At 72.5% G+C, this 17,628-nt stretch carries 17 protein-coding genes and 1 riboswitch; of the genes, 4 read left to right on the forward strand and 13 right to left on the reverse strand.

Features of this window, described 5'->3' with window-relative positions; genetic code table 11:
• Positions 1-1,341, reverse strand: coding sequence for a hypothetical protein (locus ACT01A_RS09110; protein WP_445151927.1), 1,341 nt, complete (start codon positions 1,339-1,341; stop codon positions 1-3).
• Between the two features lie 136 nt (positions 1,342-1,477).
• Positions 1,478-1,651: riboswitch (cyclic di-AMP (ydaO/yuaA leader) on the forward strand.
• A 96-nt stretch (positions 1,652-1,747) separates the two neighbouring features.
• On the opposite strand from ACT01A_RS09110, the gene ACT01A_RS09115 reads away from it, so the two are divergent.
• Complete coding sequence (locus ACT01A_RS09115) at positions 1,748-2,425, forward strand: septal ring lytic transglycosylase RlpA family protein (protein WP_445151928.1); 678 nt, start codon at positions 1,748-1,750, stop codon at positions 2,423-2,425.
• Between the two features lie 497 nt (positions 2,426-2,922).
• Here the strand turns inward: ACT01A_RS09115 and ACT01A_RS09120 are convergent, their stop codons facing one another.
• On the reverse strand, positions 2,923-4,401 hold the full coding sequence (locus tag ACT01A_RS09120) for a hypothetical protein (protein WP_445151929.1): 1,479 nt from the start codon (positions 4,399-4,401) through the stop codon (positions 2,923-2,925).
• Positions 4,402-4,486: 85 nt separating this feature from the next.
• On the opposite strand from ACT01A_RS09120, the gene ACT01A_RS09125 reads away from it, so the two are divergent.
• Entirely contained in the window at positions 4,487-5,674 is a 1,188-nt protein-coding gene (locus ACT01A_RS09125) for a molybdopterin molybdotransferase MoeA (protein WP_445151930.1), read from the forward strand.
• Here the strand turns inward: ACT01A_RS09125 and ACT01A_RS09130 are convergent.
• Entirely contained in the window at positions 5,660-6,493 is an 834-nt protein-coding gene (locus ACT01A_RS09130; protein ID WP_445151931.1) for a DICT sensory domain-containing protein, read from the reverse strand. The two genes, ACT01A_RS09125 and ACT01A_RS09130, sit on opposite strands and share 15 nt — an antisense overlap.
• Before the next feature lie 117 nt (positions 6,494-6,610).
• Here ACT01A_RS09130 and ACT01A_RS09135 point away from each other — a divergent pair, with 117 nt between their 5' ends.
• A complete protein-coding gene (locus ACT01A_RS09135; RefSeq protein ID WP_445151932.1) occupies positions 6,611-7,519 on the forward strand; it encodes an NAD(P)H-binding protein in 909 nt (302 codons plus the stop codon).
• 13 nt (positions 7,520-7,532) lie between these two features.
• Positions 7,533-8,240 carry a hypothetical protein gene (locus tag ACT01A_RS09140; RefSeq protein ID WP_445151933.1) on the forward strand — a complete coding sequence of 236 codons (708 nt, stop codon included), beginning with the start codon at positions 7,533-7,535 and terminating at the stop codon, positions 8,238-8,240.
• A gap of 2 nt (positions 8,241-8,242) precedes the next feature.
• On the opposite strand, the gene glpX is transcribed toward ACT01A_RS09140, so the two are convergent.
• From glpX to ACT01A_RS09190, 10 genes are all read right to left on the reverse strand, one after another.
• Positions 8,243-9,241 (reverse strand): class II fructose-bisphosphatase, encoded by a 999-nt coding sequence (gene glpX / locus ACT01A_RS09145; RefSeq protein ID WP_445151934.1) that lies wholly within the window; start codon positions 9,239-9,241, stop codon positions 8,243-8,245.
• 19 nt (positions 9,242-9,260) lie between these two features.
• Positions 9,261-9,683, reverse strand: coding sequence for a hypothetical protein (locus tag ACT01A_RS09150; protein ID WP_445151935.1), 423 nt, complete (start codon positions 9,681-9,683; stop codon positions 9,261-9,263).
• A gap of 22 nt (positions 9,684-9,705) precedes the next feature.
• On the reverse strand, positions 9,706-10,926 hold the full coding sequence (locus ACT01A_RS09155) for an aminotransferase-like domain-containing protein (RefSeq protein WP_445151936.1): 1,221 nt from the start codon (positions 10,924-10,926) through the stop codon (positions 9,706-9,708).
• A gap of 52 nt (positions 10,927-10,978) precedes the next feature.
• The gene (locus tag ACT01A_RS09160; RefSeq protein WP_445151937.1) at positions 10,979-11,494 is read right to left on the reverse strand and encodes a hypothetical protein; all 516 of its coding nucleotides are present in this window, start codon (positions 11,492-11,494) and stop codon (positions 10,979-10,981) included.
• 139 nt (positions 11,495-11,633) lie between these two features.
• The gene (locus ACT01A_RS09165; RefSeq protein ID WP_445151938.1) at positions 11,634-13,961 is read right to left on the reverse strand and encodes an arylsulfatase; all 2,328 of its coding nucleotides are present in this window, start codon (positions 13,959-13,961) and stop codon (positions 11,634-11,636) included.
• Between the two features lie 74 nt (positions 13,962-14,035).
• Positions 14,036-14,617 carry a hypothetical protein gene (locus ACT01A_RS09170; protein WP_445151939.1) on the reverse strand — a complete coding sequence of 194 codons (582 nt, stop codon included), beginning with the start codon at positions 14,615-14,617 and terminating at the stop codon, positions 14,036-14,038.
• A 19-nt stretch (positions 14,618-14,636) separates the two neighbouring features.
• Positions 14,637-15,326, reverse strand: a complete 690-nt coding sequence (locus tag ACT01A_RS09175; RefSeq protein WP_445151940.1) for a glycosyltransferase family 2 protein — start codon at positions 15,324-15,326, stop codon at positions 14,637-14,639.
• A gap of 16 nt (positions 15,327-15,342) precedes the next feature.
• Positions 15,343-16,728: a dihydrolipoyl dehydrogenase family protein gene (locus ACT01A_RS09180; protein WP_445151941.1), complete on the reverse strand. Its 1,386-nt coding sequence runs from the start codon at positions 16,726-16,728 to the stop codon at positions 15,343-15,345.
• Positions 16,725-16,985 (reverse strand): anti-sigma factor family protein, encoded by a 261-nt coding sequence (locus ACT01A_RS09185; protein WP_445151942.1) that lies wholly within the window; start codon positions 16,983-16,985, stop codon positions 16,725-16,727. The genes ACT01A_RS09180 and ACT01A_RS09185 overlap by 4 nt, the downstream gene beginning before the upstream one ends.
• Positions 16,982-17,614, reverse strand: a complete 633-nt coding sequence (locus ACT01A_RS09190) for an RNA polymerase sigma factor (protein ID WP_445151943.1) — start codon at positions 17,612-17,614, stop codon at positions 16,982-16,984. The genes ACT01A_RS09185 and ACT01A_RS09190 overlap by 4 nt, the downstream gene beginning before the upstream one ends.
• Positions 17,615-17,628 lie beyond the last annotated feature (14 nt).

Consider the following 17,628-nt stretch of genomic DNA (forward strand, 5'->3'; position numbering starts at 1 on the left):
CTACTTCACCTTCTGAACGACCTTGCCGTGCTTGTCGAGCACGGTCAGCTTCAGCGTCTTCTGGCTCGTGATCGGGCCAGGGCGGAACGCGCGGTAGGCCAGCACGATCCGGCGGCTGTCGAGGTTCAGCGGCAGGATCAGCGTGAGCCGCCCGTCGCTGCGGGTCTTCAGGCCGGTCTTGCCGAGGCGGCGCAGCTTGCCGCCGACCAGGTGGTAGACGTCCAACCGCGCGCCCGTGACCGCCTTCTTGGCCTTCGTGCGCAGGATCCCGCGCACGACGACGCGGTTGCCGTAGTGGTTCGTGTAGCTCGTCTTGCCGTTCTTGACGAAGTACGCGGTCAGCCTGGCGTCCTTGCCAGTCGCGGGCGTGGTCGAGGCGCCGCCGACGCCGGTCGTCGAGTCGCCGGAGCCGGTCGACCCCGTCGCGCCCGGGACCGAGCCGTTGGCCTTCGGCAGCACGACCGGGCCGTAGACCGCGGTCGAGTTGCCGGCCGCGTCTTCGACGTCGATCTCGACCGAGTGCTCGGCCAGCGGGAGCTTGAGGACGTCGTAGTCGACCGTGCGGGTCGCTGACGCCGGGCACGGCGCGGGCGCCGCGAACTCGTAGGCGTCGTCGTTGGAGCCGTCGACGTCGGCGCAGGTTCCGCCGACCGGATCGACCGCGGCGACCTTGCCGTCCACGCGGATGACCGTGCGGTAGACGCCGCCACCCACGTCGCCCGCGACGTACGACAGCCTGATGCGGCCGGTCGACGCGCCGCTGTCGGCGACCGTCTTGGAGGCGATCGTCGGCGCCGCCGGATCGCGCAGGACGACATGCGGGTCGGTGATCGTCGCGCTCGGCGTGCCCAGCGCGGCGGCGCAGGTGTTCGGGTCATCAGCGCCGCAGCCGAACGAGAAGAGCACGGATGCCGCGTCCAGGCCGACCGCGTCGAACGGACCGGCGAGGTTGCCTGTGCACGTGTCGGTCGGGCCAGGGGCGCACGCCTCGAGCGTCTTGCCGTCCGCGCTGAGCGTGTAGGAGAACGTGCGGACCGTGCCGACGGGCATGCCGGTCGTGACGCGGCCGAGCGTCACGCGCGCGATGCGCGTGCCCGCGGGCGCGGTGAAGCGGTGGTAGGCGAATGTGCCGCCGTCCCACGGGCCGGGGCCGACGAGCGCGGCGGTCAGCCCACCGCTGGCCGCGCACGTGTCGGTCGCCGCTGAGCCGGTGTCCGCGTGGGCCTCCCAGCCCGCCGCGCACCCGCGCACCGTGTAGGTGTCCGCGGTCGCGCTCCCCGACGCGCCGAGGACGAGGGCCGTTGCCGCGAGGGCGACGGCCTTCCCTGCCTGCCTGATCAATGTTCCTCCGAAAATCTGGGTGGTGATGAGCCGGAAATGCCGCATCGTCGGCCTCCGGCAGCGCCCGTGCTTCGAGCCAGGCGGCAGCATTCCTGCGAACGCGGGTTCGCCGAATCGCCCGTACGTTGTTATGCTCCCGCGCCGTCAGCCGAGTCCGTTTGCCACCTCGGGCAAATGGAGCGGGGGAACCACCTGTGGAACGCGTGTTGGTTGCGATCCACCGGGGCGAATCGGTCCTTTTTCTGAGCCGTAGCGCCGTCATCCGGCGCGAGCCCGTCAGCTCACCCCGTAGGCCGTTGGATGAGGACCTACAGAGAACGTGCATCTTTCGAACCTTTCGAAGCTGGGCGCCGCCCTGGGCGCTTTCGCGATCGCTGCTCCCGCGGCGGCCGCTGATACGCCTGCCGTGGCCACCGCGCCCACGCCGGGCGGGATGACCTACGTCGACCCGTCGGCGCCAACGGTCTTCGCCGACGGCTCCACGCTGACTGCCCCACTGGGCCAGCTGCTCGGCGGCCGGGTGTCGGTGACCGGGACCGTCGCGGGCTCCAAGCCGGGCGACGCGATCGCCGTGCTGACCTTGGACCAGGCCGGCGCTTGGTCCAACGCGGCGGCTTCGACCGTGGCGCCCGACGGGACGTACACCGCGACCTGGAAGCCCGCCCACTCCGGCCACCTGACCATCAAGGCCGTGCTCGCCGCGCAGGCGACCGCCGCGACGCGCGTCGTCGGGACTTCGGTCAGCGGCACCGCCGAAGGCCGCGCCGTGACGCTCTACAAGCGCGCCCGCGTCACCTGGTACGGCCCGGGTTTCTACGGCCGCAAGACGGCGTGTGGCAAGCGGATGTCCAAGAGGCTCTTGGGCGTCGCCCACAAGACACTGCCCTGCGGAACGCTGGTCGAGTTGTACAACAACGGCAATGTGGTGACGGTGCCGGTCGTCGACCGCGGACCGTTCCGCAAGGGGACGTCGTACGACCTGACGTCGGCGACGGCGGGCGCGCTTGGCGTGACGGCGACGGCGACGATCGGCGCGGTGCGCGCGGTTGTGCCGACGGCTGTTTCGGCTGCGGCATCGCGCTAGGGGCCTGGGGCGCGCCGGGTGGCGCGGGCGTTGGTGGTGTTCAGCTCGCGGCGTTGATGGTGGTGCTCCGCGTTGGAGAGGGGCGGCGAGGGAGTGAAGCCGGATGGGCGTGGCCGCCGCTTGGTGTCGTCCTCGGGCCGCCTCTCGGGCTCGGGGGAGCGTTCGGGGCCGAAAGGATGGGTCCGGGTCGAGTAAGCACCAACTATTCGTCATAACGCGACCCGCATCCCGAATCTCGGCCCTTATGGAGCGCCACCGGGGATCCGGGTCGAATAAGCGTCGTATATCGACCATTAGGCGACCCGGATCGACCCGTTCGGCCCCGAACCGCCCTCCCGAGCCCGGCCACACGCCCGAGGACGACCGACAGCGGTCGCCACGCCACAACGCTCTCACTCCCTCGCCGGATCCTCTCCAACGCGACGCACCACCACCAACGCCCCGAACTGAACGCCACAAACGCCAGCGCCACCCCGCGCCCACCGCCGCCCCCGCCCTCAGGCCAGCGGAACCCCCGCCGCCCGCGCCGCGAACATCCCCTCATCCGCCCGACCGGCCAGCGCGTCAATGGTCTCTCCATCCTGCGGGCAGACCGCAACGCCAACGGACGCCGCCAGCGGCGCGCCCCCCAGCTCGGCCGCAGCGATCGCGCCCGCCACACGAACGCCCAGATCGCGCGCACCAGCCGGATCGCGGTCCGGGCTCGTCAGCCACCAGCGCCCAAGGCGCTCGCGCACGATCAGGTCGGCAGGTGCGAGCTGCGCGGTCAGGCCGCGCTCGGCGGTCTCCAGTGCGATCGCGACCTCGCGGCCGCTCTCGGCGGCGAGTAGGCGGTCGAGGTCGTCGACCTCCACCACGAAGACCGCGAACGAGAGGCCGTCCTGCTCGCGGCGCTCAAGCCGGCGGGCGATCGCGGCCAGCCACGGCGGACCGGAGTCCCGCGAGGCCTCCCAGGAGGTGTCGACCCGGCGCAGGCGCGTGACCGACGGCGCGTCCGCGGGCAAGGCGTACATCTCGTCCGTCAACCCACCGACGACGCCGGCCGGCGGTGCGGAGGCCAGCTCCTCAGCAAGTGTGGAGAGCGGATCGGCGTCGACGGAGACCGGCGACGGCGGCAGGTCGACGACCTCCACGCCAGCTGGCGGCGGCGCGATCGGCTCATCGCCCTCCGGCACGTGCGACGGAGCCGGCGCGGGCGCGTCTCGCCCCGCGGCCGTGAAGCGCACCATGCGACCGCCCTCGGCCGCCTCGCGCACCGCATCCGCCGCGTCGGGCGCGAGCGGGCGCCGCTCACTCCCGTGCGCGGCCGGAGCGGCAAAGGGATCGCCGTCATGCGACGCGTCGTCGCTCGGTGCCGGCGCGACAAAGGCCTCTGCCTCGTCCGGCACCGCAGGCCGCAGGCCGCCGCCCCCACGCGTACCCGGCGCGGGCGCGTAAGCGCGGATGCCCGAGGTACGCGGCGGTGAAGCAGGCGTGGGCGTCGCGAGCGCCTCGGCGAGCGGGCCGTCGGCGCGGGAGGTCTCGGCCGAGGGCGACGTGAGCGCGGTCTCGACGACGCGGGCGCAGACGAAGGCGAGGCGGTCGGAGAGGTCGGCGACGACATCGGGATAGGCGTCGTGCAGCTCGCGGCGCAGCGCATGCCAGGTCACGCCGCGCAGCGACTCGATCGCCGCCGCCAGCGCGGCCGGGGTGCGAGCGCCGGTCAGGCGCGCGGCCGAGGCGGCCAGCGGCGCGCGGCCGTCGGCGCCGCCGACCAGCCGCTCCAACTCGACATCAGAGCCCAGGGCCGCGAGGATCCCGCTGCAGAGCGCCGGGCCGCCCCGAGCCAGCTCGGCGGCCGGCACGTTGCCCGCCTGCGCGAGCGGTGCGTCCGCGACAAGCGATAGAAGCCAGGCCTTGGCCACACCCGCGGCGTCGACCGTGGGCGCGTCCGCAACTGGCCGCGGCCGGCGGCTAAGTGGGACAGCTCCGTCCATGGAGCGCGCATCTTTGCACCAGAAGATGACGGTTTGGTGAAGGACCACCGACGAACTGGTCGGTCGGATGGGCACAATGCGGGCCGTGCCCCCGCTTCCGTCCGTCGACGAGGCGCGCGCGACGCTGCTGAACGCCGTCCGCCCGCTTACCCCCGTCAACCTCCCCGTCGCCGAGGCGCTCGGCCTCGTCCTGGCCGAGGAGGTCACCGCCGGCTACGACTCCCCCGCCTTCGACAACAGCGCCATGGACGGCTTCGCCACGCGCAACGGCCGCGCCGGCGACCGCCTGCGCCTCATCGGCGAGTCGCGCGCGGGCGTGCCGTACGACGGCACGCTGAACGACGGCGAGGCCATCCGGATCTCGACCGGCGCCGCGCTGCCCGACGGCGCCGACGGCGTCTTGCAGCAGGAGCTGGTCGATGTCGAGGGAGACACGATCGTCTTGCGCGAAGACGTCCCCGCCGGGCGCAACCTCCGCACCGCGGGCGACGACCTGCGCAAGGGCACGCGCGTGCTCACCAAGGGCACGCGGATCGGCCCCGCCCAACTCGGCGTCGCCATCGGCGCCGGCCGCATGCACCTGCTCGTCGGGCCGCGCCCGCGCCTGGCGGTCGTCACGACCGGCGACGAGCTCGTCGCGCCCGGCACGCCGCTGCAACCCGGCCAGATCCACGACTCAAACGGCCCGACGCTCACCGCGCTCGCGGCTCGTGCGGGCGCCGAGGTCGTCGGCTACGGCCACGCGACCGACGACCCCGAAGCGACGCAGGAGATCGTCAGCGAGGCGCTCGACGCCGCCGACGTCGTCGTCATCGCCGGCGGCATCTCGGTCGGCCCGCACGACCACGTAAAGCCCGTCCTTGAAGCCCTTGGCGTCCGCCAGCTCCTCTGGCGCGTCGCGCTGAAGCCCGGCAAGCCGACCTGGATCGGGATCCGAGACCAAGACGGCAAGATCGTGCTCGGCCTGCCCGGCAACCCGGTCTCCGCCTACGTCACGTTCCTGCTCTTCGCCCGCCCAGCGCTCGCCGCGCTCCAGGGCGCCGACGGCTCGGTGCCGCGCACCGAGGCCACGCTCGCCACCGCCGTCCCGCGCAACGCCGACCGCGACGAGCTCGTCCGCGTCCGCCGTCTCCCCGACGGCACCGTCGAGCCGACCGGCCCGCAGGGCTCGCACGTCCTCTCGTCCCTGCTCCACGCCGACGCGCTGGCGATCATCCCGCGCGGCGATGGCGCCATCCCGCAAGGCGCCACCGTCGACCTAGAGCCCGTCTAGGTACTCGATCATCCGGTTGGTCAGCGCGGTCAGCGCCGGCGCGGGCTCCTCCAGCGCCAGCGGCCGATCCGTCAGCAGCTCGCCGATCCGCTCGCCGACCTCCGGATCCACCCGCCCCACCAGCCGCGCCGCGACCTGCGCCGCGCGCCGCGTCGCCTCCGGGTCGATCGTCCAGATCGCCTCAAAGCGCCGCTCGCTGTCGGCCGACGCCCCCGGCTGCTCCCACGCCAGCAGGCAGGCCGCGTAGCCCGGCGCGTCGATGATCACGGCCCACTCGTTGCCCAACGCATCGTCGGGCCCGATCGGGATCTCGACCGGCCCGCCCGCCGGCGCGCGCAACCCGTCCGGGAAGTCGGCGAAGACCGCCGCCGCGTCGGCGTGCACCGCCAGCCGCCGGTAGCGCCGCTCGACCTGCCGGTAGAAGCGCTCCTCCTGGAAGGCGCCGAACACGACCGGCGCCGCCGCCAGCGCCAACGCCTCGTGCTCGATCGCCCGCGACAGCGCGACCAGCGACGCCTTGCGCAGCACCCGCGGGCGCGCGGCCGTGTCCTGGGCCGCGACCGCGGCGTAGATCGACGGGTGGTCCGACGGCCCACCGGTGTCCTGCGCACGGGAGATCGCGGCCGGCACCGACAGCCCACGGTGGCGCAGCGCGAGCACCTTGCGCAGAGTGTCGACGTCGTCCTCGGTGTAGCGCCGATATCCGGATGGCGTCCGCCCCGGGACGGGGAAGCCGTAGCGCTGCTCCCACATCCGGATGGTTCCGGCGGCGATGCCGGTGCGCTCCGCGACGTCCTTGATGGCGAGATCGGTGCTCATGAAGTGTGCGACGAAGGTTCAACGACCTGTTGAGCGTTCCCTGCATCGCCCAACGCATGTACGGAGATGAACGTTGCGGAGTTCATCGACTTGACGCCCGGGCCTCGTACCCGTCACGTGACCGCTCCGATCACCAAGACGATCCTGCTCACCGGCGCCACCGGCTACGTCGGCGGACAGCTCCTCCCCCGCCTCCTGGAGGCCGGCCACGACGTCCGCTGCCTCGTGCGCGACAAGCAGCGTGCCGCGCAGAAGCTGCCGTCCGAGGCGACCCTGATCCAGGGCGACGTCCTCACCGGCGACGGACTGGACGAGGCCGCCGAGGGCGTCGACGTCGCCTACTACCTCGTCCACTCGATGGGCGGCGACGACAAGGACTTCGCCAAGCGCGACCGCGACGCCGCCCAGGCGTTCGGCGACGCCATGGCCCGCCACGACGTCGAGCGCACGATCTACCTCGGCGGCCTGGAGGGCGAGGACGACGAGACGGAGTCCGAGCACCTGCGCTCCCGCGCCGAGGTCGCCAAGGTCCTGGCCGACACCGCGCCCCAGGCCGTCCACGTCCGCGCCGCGATGGTCGTCGGCGACGGCTCCACGAGCTTCCTGATGCTCAAGGGCCTGGTCGAGCGCCTGCCCGCGATGATCACCCCGAAGTGGCTGGAGACCCACTCCCAGCCCGTCGCGATCCAGGACGTCACCAAGACGCTCGCCGCGCTGGCGACCTACGACGACCCGCCGCAAGAGGTCCAGCTCGGCGGCGCCGACGTCCTCACCTACCGCGACATGATCCGCCGCTACGCCGAGGTCACCGACCGCCGCCAGCCGCTGCTGGTCAAGGTCCCGCTCTTCACGCCGCGCCTGTCGTCCTACTGGGTCGCGCTCGTCACGCCCGTCAAGCTCGGCCTCGTCCAGCCGCTCGTCGAGGGCCTGAACTCCGAGACCGTCGTCCGCACGCCCCCGCCGTCAGGCCTCAACGACGACCCGCTCGGATTCGACGAGGCGGTACGTGCGGCGCTCGCGGGGTAACGTCCGCAGCAAGATGCTGTGGATCGTCCTCGCGGCCGTCGTGGCCCTGCTGGTCGCGCTCGTCGCCACCCTGGTGCATCGCCTCGGCGGTGCCGGGAAGGTGGCCGACGTGATCGTCCGCGACCCGACCGACGACACGCGCACGGACGAGAACGGCGCGGTCCGCTCGGTCCAGGGCGCCGACATCGTCCTCACCGACCAGCTCTTCAACGAGCTCTGGACGCCCGAGACGCTGGAGCGCCTGGCCCGGACCTACTGGTCGTATCTGACCTACGTGACGCTCGGCCTGATCCGCGTGTACTACACCGAGGGCGAGCGCTACGTCTGCCTGCTGGTCCGGCCGCTGAAGCTGCTGACCTTCCAGGCGCCCGAGTACGAGACCGAAGACGACCGCGGCATCGTGCGCTGGCGGATCGACAAGGGCCTGCTCGTGGCCGCGGCCGGCCGCGGCGGCGACGGCTACCTGGAGATCGACGTCCGCCGGCTGGACTGCGACGACCCCGGCCATGAGCGCATCAACGTCGAGGTCGAGATCGCGAACTTCTACCCGCAGATCGCGAGCCGCCTCGGCCGCTGGTTGTACACCAACACGCAGTCGCGGATCCACGTGCTCGTCACCCATGGCTTCCTGCGCCGCCTGGCGCGCCGCGAGCTGGACGAGTCGGTGACCGGCCGCTACCGGCGCGGCGAGGGCCGCAGCGCCGGCGTCACGTCGTCTTAGACCTAGCCGTAGCGCGCGTCGGAGACCAGCGCGCGCAGCTTGGTGCGGTCGTGGCGCGCGTGGATGCGCCGGACCGTGCCCGAGCGCGAGCGCATGACCAGCGACTCGGTCGTCGCGGCGCGCGCGCCGAGGTAGCGGACGCCCTGGAGCACGTCGCCGTCGGTCACGCCGGTCGCGGCGAAGAAGCAGTCGTCGCCCTTGACGAGGTCGTCCTGGGTGAGCTGCTTGTCCAAGTCATAGCCCTCGTCAAGCGCCGCCTGGCGCTCAGCGTCGTCGCGCGGCCACAGCTTGCCGACCAGCCCGCCGCCCAGCGACTTGATCGCCGCCGCGGAGATGACGCCCTCCGGCGTGCCGCCGATGCCCCACAACAGGTCGACCGGCGAACGGTCGGAGACCGCCAGCATCGCGGCCGACACGTCGCCGTGCTGGATCAGCCGGACGCGGGCGCCGAGGTCGCGCACCTGCTGGAGCACCTCGGTGTGGCGGTCGCGCTCCAAGGACACGATCATGATGTCGCCCACGTCGACCCCGCGGCGCTCGGCGACCAACTCGATGGTCTTGGTCAGCGGCCGGTCGAGGTCCAGCAGGTCGGCGATGTCGTCCGCGCCCGCCAGCTTCTCCATGTAGACGATCGGCCCCGGGTTGAACATCGTCCCGCGCTCGGACAGCGCGATCACCGCGAGCGCGCTCGGCATGCCCTTGGCCGCCAGCGTCGTGCCCTCCAGCGGGTCGACCGCGATGTCGACCTCCGGCGGCGTGCCGTCGCCGATGTGCTCGCCGTTGTAGAGCATCGGCGCCTCGTCCTTCTCGCCCTCGCCGATCACGACGATGCCGTCCATCGCGACCGTGCCGAGCACGAGGCGCATGGCGTCGACCGCGGCCTGGTCGGCGCCGATCTTGTCGCCCAGCCCGACCATGCGGGCGGCCGCCAGGGCGGCAGCCTCGGTCGTGCGGACGAGCTCGAGGGCGAGGTTGCGATCGGGATGGTTGCTCGAAGCCATGGGCGCGGAGCCTATGGATTCAGCCCACCGATTGCGCAATCGAGACCAGGACCGAGATCGCCCACGGGCCTTGCGCGGTCAGGCGCAGGTACAGGCCGTCGCGCTCCCACGTCAGCTCGTGGACCGGACGCAGCGAGTCCTGCGCCTCACTTAGCGGCGCTTCGCGGTGCGTGATCGCGACGTCGCCCTCGGCCACGCGCTCCGGCACGCTCGCGTCGGGCAGCTCGCGCGGCGGCGCCGGCGCGGCGCCGGCGTACAGCGCGACCCGTCCCGGCTCGCCCGGGCGCGAGTCGTCGAGGTTCCACGCGACCTCGACCGCGTGCTCGCCCACGGCGTGCACGTCAACCCACCGCGTCAGCGGCAGCGCGACGCGCGGCAGCGGCATCGCGCGCCCCAGGTGCGCATCGGCCTCGGCGATCCCTTCCAGCGGTTCAGGCTCCATCGAGCCTGAAAGGGTGACGGTGCTACCGGCGGCTGTCGAGGACGGCGTCCCGCAGCCGCCCGAGACCTGTGGCGATCTCCGCCTCGGTGTGGGTCGTGAACGACAGCCGCAGCGTCGCGCGATCCGGCACCGCCGGGAAGAACGGCCAGCCCGGGACGAACGCGACCTCGCGCTCCAGCGCCCGCTTGAGGAGGTCGTCCGCGTCCCACCCGTCCGGCAGCCGGACCCAGACGAACATGCCGCCGTCGGGCCGCGTCCAGCGCGAGCCCTCGGGCAGGACCTCGGGCAGCGCGCCGAGGAGCGCGTCGCGCCGCGGCGCGTAGACCGCGCGCAGCCCCGCGATGTGCGCGTCGAGGTCACAGGCGCCGAGCCAGTGGGCGGCGGCGGCTTGGTCGATCGTCGACGTGTGCAGGTCGGCCGCCTGCTTGGCGACGACCAGCGCGCGGCGCAGCGCCGCGGGCGCGCGCAGCCACCCGATCCGCAGGCCCGGGACCAACACCTTCGACAACGTCGACAGCGCGATCGTCCGGTCCTCGGCGCCCGGCAGCGAGGCGACCGGCGGCAGCGGCTCGCCGGAGTAGCGCAGCTCGCCGTAGGGGTCGTCCTCGACGATCCAGAGCCCGAGCCGCCCCGCCGCGGCGGCCAGCGCGCGGCGGCGCTCGGTCGGCAGCGTCCGGCCGGTCGGGTTGTGGAACGTGGGCACCGTGTACAACAGCTTCGGCTGCTCGCGGCGGACCAGAGCGGCCAGCGCGTCGGGGTCCAGCCCGTCGTCGTCGCACGGCACGGGCACGACGCGCGCGCCCGCCATCTGGAAGCACTGCAACGCCGCCAGGTAGGACGGCTCTTCGACCAGGACCGCGTCGCCCGGCTCGATCAGGACCGCCGCGATCAGCGTCAGCGCCTGTTGCGAGCCGGAGGTGACGAGCACGTCGTCGGGATCGGTCGGCAGCCCGCGCGCGAGCATCCGCTCCGCGATCGCGCGCCGCAGCGCCGGGTCGCCCTCGGTCGTCGAGTACTGCAGCGTGGACCCGAAGCGCTCGTCGCTGAGCGCGTGCGCGAACGCCTCGCGCAGCCCGGGCGCGTCGAACAGCTCCGGTGCCGGCAGCCCGCCCGCGAACGAGATCACGCCCGGTCGCTGGGTCAGCGCGAGGATCTCGCGGACCGGCGAGGAGGCGACGTCACGCAGCCGCGCCGCGGCGGGCGGCGGGGCCGTGGAGATCTGCGGGAGGCCGGCGCCGTTCATCGGCGTGCCCTCGCCGAGCGTTCGTCGGCCTCTTGGCTCCGATGAGCCTTCATCAGCGCACCGGCCGCGCGGCCAGCACGCCGGACACCACGAGCCCGTCCTCGACCGCCAGCAGCTGCGCCAGCTCCTGCGCGCACGGGCCGACGACGCACGGCAGCGGCGCCGCGTCCATGCCCTCCAGCCGCAGCCCGTCGGCGAGCTCGGCCAGCGCAGTCGTGCGCAGCGACCCCGCCGCGCGGCCGAGCAGGACGAGGTGGACCGGCGCCTCGTGCAGGTTCAGCGCGAACGTGTCGGCGTTGCGCAGGTCGCGCGCCTGCCGCGCCGGAGCGTCGGCGGCCAGGATCCGCGCGCCGCCGGTGTCGGCGAGGTGGCGGCGCCAGTGCGGCAGGTGCGCGTCGCGGATCGCGAGGCGCATGGCCGGATCGGTGACCGTGACCATCCGCCACGACGCGAGCTTCGCGCGCTCCAGGGCGGCGGCCAGCACGGCGGGCTGGACCGGGTCGGGGCGGAACGGGCGGAACGTGTTGGACGCGGTCCGCAGGTCGTCGGCGTACGACAGCGTGGACATCAGGGGTACCTCCGAGGGGGAAGATCGAGTGCGAAGCAGGAACGGCCAAACGCCGGACCCGCATTCGGCGGGCCGCTAAGGGGCGCTGGCGATCGTTACTCGGAGGACCTGCATGTGCCGGCGGATCGTACCGGACGATCTACTCCCGCGCCAGCATTGCGGCGGCCGTGCGCTCGAGGTCGATGTACTGGTCGTCGCCGAGCACGACCTCGACCTGGTGGATCTTCCCGCCGGTGAACGGCGCCGGCGCCGTGTAGAGCGCGGTCACCGGATCCGACGAGTCGCGCCCGACGCAGAGTCCGTCGCCCGCCAGCGTGAAGTTCGCGATCTGGGTGCGGATGTCGTCGTCGGCGACCGCGTGGTCGTCGACGTAGAGCGTCGCGGTCCCGTGCGTCTCGCCGTACTCGCCGGTCGTCTTGCGGTCGAACGCGACGCCAACCACGTGGCGGCCGGGCGTGATCGGCTCGGGCGCGACGAGCACCTGCTCGGGCGGGATCCCGAGGAAGTTGTAGACGTAGTGCAGCCGCTGGTCGCGCAGGAAGAGCGCGTGGCCGCCGAAGCGCGCGCCCTGGGCGAAGATCACGCCGTCGGCCTCCGGCGTCGCGATCTCCACGTCGGCCAGGATCCGGTAGGAGCGCCCGCGGATGTTCGGCGCGACCGCCTCGGGAATCTCCGCCGTGCCCGGGAAGTAGATGTAGGTGTCGCGCGGCGGCTCGGGCTGCGGGCGCGGGTCGGTGAGGATCTCGGCCGGATGGCGGTCGTCGAGCGGCAGCACGTCGAACTTCTCGGCCTCCTCGAACCAGATCCGGACCATCTCATCCAGCTTCTCCGGCTGCTCGGCGGCAAGGTCGTGGGCCTCGGAGTAGTCCTCCGCCAAGTGGTAGAGCTCCCACGCGTCCTTGTCGAAGTTGCCCAGCCCGGAGGTCGGGCCGTGCACCGCGACGGCCTTCCAGCCGTCGGCGTAAATCCCGCGCGTGCCGAGCATCGCGTAGTACTGGCGCTCCTTGCGCGACGGCGCCTGCGCGTCGTCGAACGTGTAGCGCATGGAGACGCCCGGCAGCGGGTCCTGCTCGACGCCCGCGACCGCCTCCGGCATCTCTAGGCCCAGGCAGTCCAGTAGCGTCGGCACGATGTCGGTGACGTGGTGGTACTGCGAGCGCACCTCGCCGCGTGCCGCGATCCCCTTGGGCCAGTGGATGACCAACGGGTCGCACGTGCCGCCCGCGTAGGAGTAGCGCTTGAACATCTTGAACGGCGTCGAGAAGGCCGCCGCCCAGCCCGTCGGATAGTGGTTATAGGTGTTGGGCGAGCCGAGGTCGTCGAGATGGGACAGGTTGTCCTCCATCTCGTCCGGGAAGCCGTTGAAGAACTTGTTCTCGTTGACCGACCCGTTCGGCGAACCCTCGCCGGAGGCGCCGTTGTCGGCGCAGTAGATGATGATGGTGTTGTCGAGCTGGCCGGTCTGCTCCAGGTAGTCGACGATCCGGCCGGTCTGCGCGTCGGTGTACTCACTGAACCCCGCGTAGACCTCCGCCATCTTGGAGAACAGCCGCTTCTCGTCGTCGCTGAGCGAGTCCCACGGCCGCACGTCGTCCAGCGGCGAGTGCGTGCCCTCCGGCATCGGGTTCAGCGGCGTCAGCTCGGTGCCCTCGGGCACGATCCCGCGCTCCACCATCCGCGGCAGGACCCACTCGCGATAGGCCTCGTAGCCGTCGTCGAACTGCCCCTTGTACTTGTCGATGTACTCCTGCGGGGCGTGATGGGGCGCGTGGTTGGCGCCCGGGCAGAACCACATGAACCACGGCCGCGACGGCGCCGACTGGCGCGTGTCGCGCAGCATCGCCAGCGCTTGGTCGGCGAGGTCCTTGGACAGGTGGTAGCCGTCCTCGGGCAGCGCCGGCTGCTCGACGAAGTGGTTGTCCTCGACGAGCGTCGGATACCACTGGTTGGTCTCGCCGCCCAAGAACCCGTAGAAGCGGTCAAAGCCTTGCGCCAGCGGCCAGTTGCGCTTCGGCGCGCCGGCATGGACCTCCTCGGCGGGCACGTTGTGGTTCTTGCCGACCCAGTACGTGTTCCATCCCTTGCCCTGCAACACCTTGGCCATCGGCGCGCAGCTCTCGGGCAGCCGCGCGTTGGCGCCCGGGTAGCCGATCGCGCCCTCGGTGATGCACGCGAAGCCGTTGGTGTGGTGGTTGCGCCCGGTCAAAAAGCACGAGCGCGTCGGGGAGCAGAGCGCGGTCGTGTGCCACTGCGAGTAGGTCAGCCCACTGTCGGCCAGCCGCTGCATCGTCGGCATCTGGATCCCGCCGCCATACGGCGACCACGCGGCCAGGCCGGTGTCGTCGTACAACACGATCAGCACGTTCGGCGCGCCGTCGGGCGCGTCCTCGGGGAGGTACGGCGTCCAGTCGGGGGTCGAATCGCGCACGTCGAGCGCGATCACGCCGTTGAAGGGCTTCCGGCTCATGCCCGGAACCCTCACCGCGCCCCGGGTGGTGCCGCCTCACCCGCCGCGGGCGATCCGACGGGCCGGCGGGCCGCTCAGCCCCAGCGCCGCACCCGGCGGCGCAGCGGCGCGCTGCGGTAGTTCTCCTGCGCGAGCGCGGCGTTGACCGCCACGAGCGCCGCCTCGGCGACCAGCGACGCCGCGCCGAGCACGTTGAGCGAGCGCTTCATCCGGGCCGCGCGCGGCGACGCGTTCGGCGCCGCCGTCGAGCCGTCGGTCAGCGGCACCGCGCCGCCGGGCGCCTGGCGCGCGAACCGCACGCCCTCGACCGCGGACGCCGCGCCGGTGAGGAAGACCGCCCCGACCAGCCCGTCCTTGACCCGCGCCAGCGCGCGCTCGCGACCGGTGAGCTTCCCCGGTCCGCGCGCCTCCTCGGCCCGTGTCCCCAACCACCCGACGGTCACCGCGACCAACCCGATGGAGTTGATCGTCCCGTACCGCCGCCACGCCGCGTTGACGACCGCGCCGCGCTCGCGCGGGTCGCTGATCTTCTCGACCGACGGATGCAGCGCCAGCCGGCCGAACAGGTTGCCGCCGAGCAGCGCGGCCATCCCGAGCTCGTGGGCGGCGCGACCGGCCTGGCTGACGTGGTCGTTGGAGGGGACGAGGACGCTCATGCCCTCGGCCTACCCGGGATCAGCCCCGGGCGATGCGCACGCGCAGCAGCACCCAGACCGCGCGGAAGCCATCACGCCACGTGATGTTCTTGCCCTCGTCGTAGGTCCGCCCGTAGTAGGAGATCGGGACCTCGTAGATGCGCAGATGGCGCCGGCAGATCCAACCGGTGATCTCCGGCTCGATGCCGAACTCATCCTCGGTCAAGGGCAATGACTTGAGGATCTCGGTGCGGAAGGCCTTGTAGCCGGTCTCCATGTCGCTCAACGTGGTGTTGAACAACAGGCCGGTCAACAGCGACAAGAAGCGGTTGCCGACCATGTGCCAGAACAAGTAGGCGCGCTGGGCGCGGCCGCCGCTCAGGCGCGAGCCGTAGACGACGTCGGCGACGCCGGCCTCGATCGGCGCGACCAGCTGCGGGATCTCGGCCGGGTCGTACTCCATGTCGGCGTCCTGGATCACGACGACGTCGCCGTCCAGGTGCGGGATCCCGTGTCGCAGCGCCGATCCCTTGCCGCCGTTGGGCTTCTCCAGCAACAGCACGCCGTCGTGCTCGGCCGCGTAGGCGCGAACGATCGCCGCGGTCTCGTCGCGCGAGCCGTCGTCGACGACCACGATCTGCCGGTCGAGCCCGAGCGCGTCGATGCGCTCCAGCACGTCCCGGATCGTCGCGGCCTCGTTGTAGGCGGGGACCAGGAAGGCGATCTTCATGTGGGGGCGCCGGACCCTACAGCCCGTACGCCTCCAACAACTTCAGCCAGACCTCGGACCGCGTCGGGAACGCGGGGATCGCGTGCCACAGCGTGTCGATCGGGACCTCGGCCACCACCGCGATCGTCGCGGCGTGCAGCCACTCGGCGACGTCGGGCCCGACGAACGTCGCGCCGACGATCACGCGGCGGTCCTCGTCGACGACGATCCGCGACGTCCCGCCCGCGCCCCTGCCGTGGAACGACGCGCCCGCGGTGGCATCGGTGCCGACGTCGACGGCGCGTACGCGCAGCCCGGCGGCGATCGCGGAGTCCAGCGTGTGCCCGACACCCGCGACCTGCGGCTCGGTGAACGTCACGCGCGGCGGTGGTCCGGTGCGGTCGCGGATGCGCGCGTCGGCGTGGCCGAGGATCTGGTCGGCGGCGGCGCGCGCCTGGTACTTGCCCTCGTGGGTGAGCAGCGACTTGCCGTTGGCGTCGCCGACGACGTACAGCCACTCGTGGCCCTCGACGCGCAGGTCGTCGCCGACCTCGATCGACTCGCCCGCGATCTCCCCCAGCCCGATCGCGTCCAGCCCGATGTCGCCGGTCAGCGGCACCCGCCCCGACGCCACCAACAACTCGTCCGCCTCGATCACGCCGTGCGTCGAGGTCGTCACGGTCACGCGCCCGTCGCCGCCACGCTCGACGTTCTCGGCGACCACGTCCAGCAGCACGTTGACGCCGGCGCGCGTCAGCCCCTCCTGCACCAGCGCAGCGGCGAACGGCTCGTCGCGCCCGAGGATGTGCGACTCGCGCTCCAGCAGCGTCACGTCGGCGCCGAGCGTCGCGAACGCCTGCGCCAGCTCCGCGCCGACCGGTCCGCCGCCGATCACGACCAGCGACCCCGGCACCTCGCGGACCTGCGACGCGTCGCGGTTGGTCCACGGCTCCGCGTCGGCCAGACCGTCGATCGGCGGGATCTTCGGCGCGGTCCCGACCGCGACGACGACCGCGCGCCGCGCCCGCAGCTCCAGGTCGCCGACGTGGACGACGCGCTCACCGGCCAGGTGCCCGTGCCCGCGGAACAGCTTGATCCCGCGCGACTCCAGCCACGGCAGCTGCGACGAGTCGTCCCAGCCGTGCACGACCTCGGTCCGGCGCGCCAGCGCGGCCTCCACGTCCAGCTCGCCGGTCACCGCCTCCGCCGCGCCCGGCACGCGCCGTACCTCGGCCAGCGCCTGCGCCGGACGCAGCAGCGCCTTGGACGGCATGCACGCCCAGAACGAGCACTCGCCGCCGACCAGCCGGTCCTCGACGATCGCGACCTCGACGTCGTCATGCTCGCCCAGCCGCCCGGCGATCACCTCGCCCGCCGGCCCGGCGCCCAGCACCACCACGTCGACCTCGACAACCTCGCTCAACCCTCGGCGTCCTTCCTCAGCTCTCGGTACAGGTCCAGGAGCCCGCGCTCGACGGCGGGGTCCACGGCCTCCGGCGGAAGGTCTCCAACGACGCGCAGTGTGATGCGGATCTGGCGCAAGTAGGCACCGCACCAGTCACAGCAGGACAGGTGCGCCTCGAAGGCCACGCGGCGCTCGGCGTCCAGCGTGCCTTCGACGTACTCGGTGACGAGCTCGACGACTTCACGGCATGGGATGGGGGTCGGGACAGAGCTCATGCGGCGATCCAGTCCTCCAGCGCCTGGCGCACTTTGGTGCGCGCCCGGTGCAGCAGGACGCGTTGGTTGGTCTCGCTGACGTCGAGAACGTTGCGCACCTCGTCCGACGACAGCCCTTCGAGGTCGCGCAGCGTGATGACGATCTTCTGGCGCTCGGGCAGCTGGTCGATCGCCTCGCGCGCGATCCGCAGCGCCTCGTCGGACTCCAGCGACAGCTCCGGGTCGTCGTGCCAGTCGGGCGGCGCGCTCGTCCACGCGCCCTCGGACGTGAACCGCGCCGGATCGACCGTCGGGCCCTCGCCGTCCTCTTCCGATGCGCTGCCGGCGACCGACGCGAACGGGATCGAGCGGTGCTCGCGCACGCCGCGCGTCTTGGCGCGGTTGACGAGGATCCGGAACAGCCAGGTCTTGAACGACGACCGTCCCTCGAAGCGCTCCAGCCCGCGCACGACCGCGACCCATGTCTCCTGGACGACGTCCTCGGCGAGCGCGTCGGTCGGCACGTACATGCGCGCCAACCGCATCAACATCGGCGTATAGCGCCGGACGAGCGCGGCGAAGGCCTCCTCGTCGCCGTCACGTGCGCGCTCGACCAGGCTCTCGTCGTCGCTGGGCACGCGGGACGGCATCCGTCGCGACAATA

It is taken from the genome of Baekduia sp. Peel2402 (assembly GCF_052567285.1).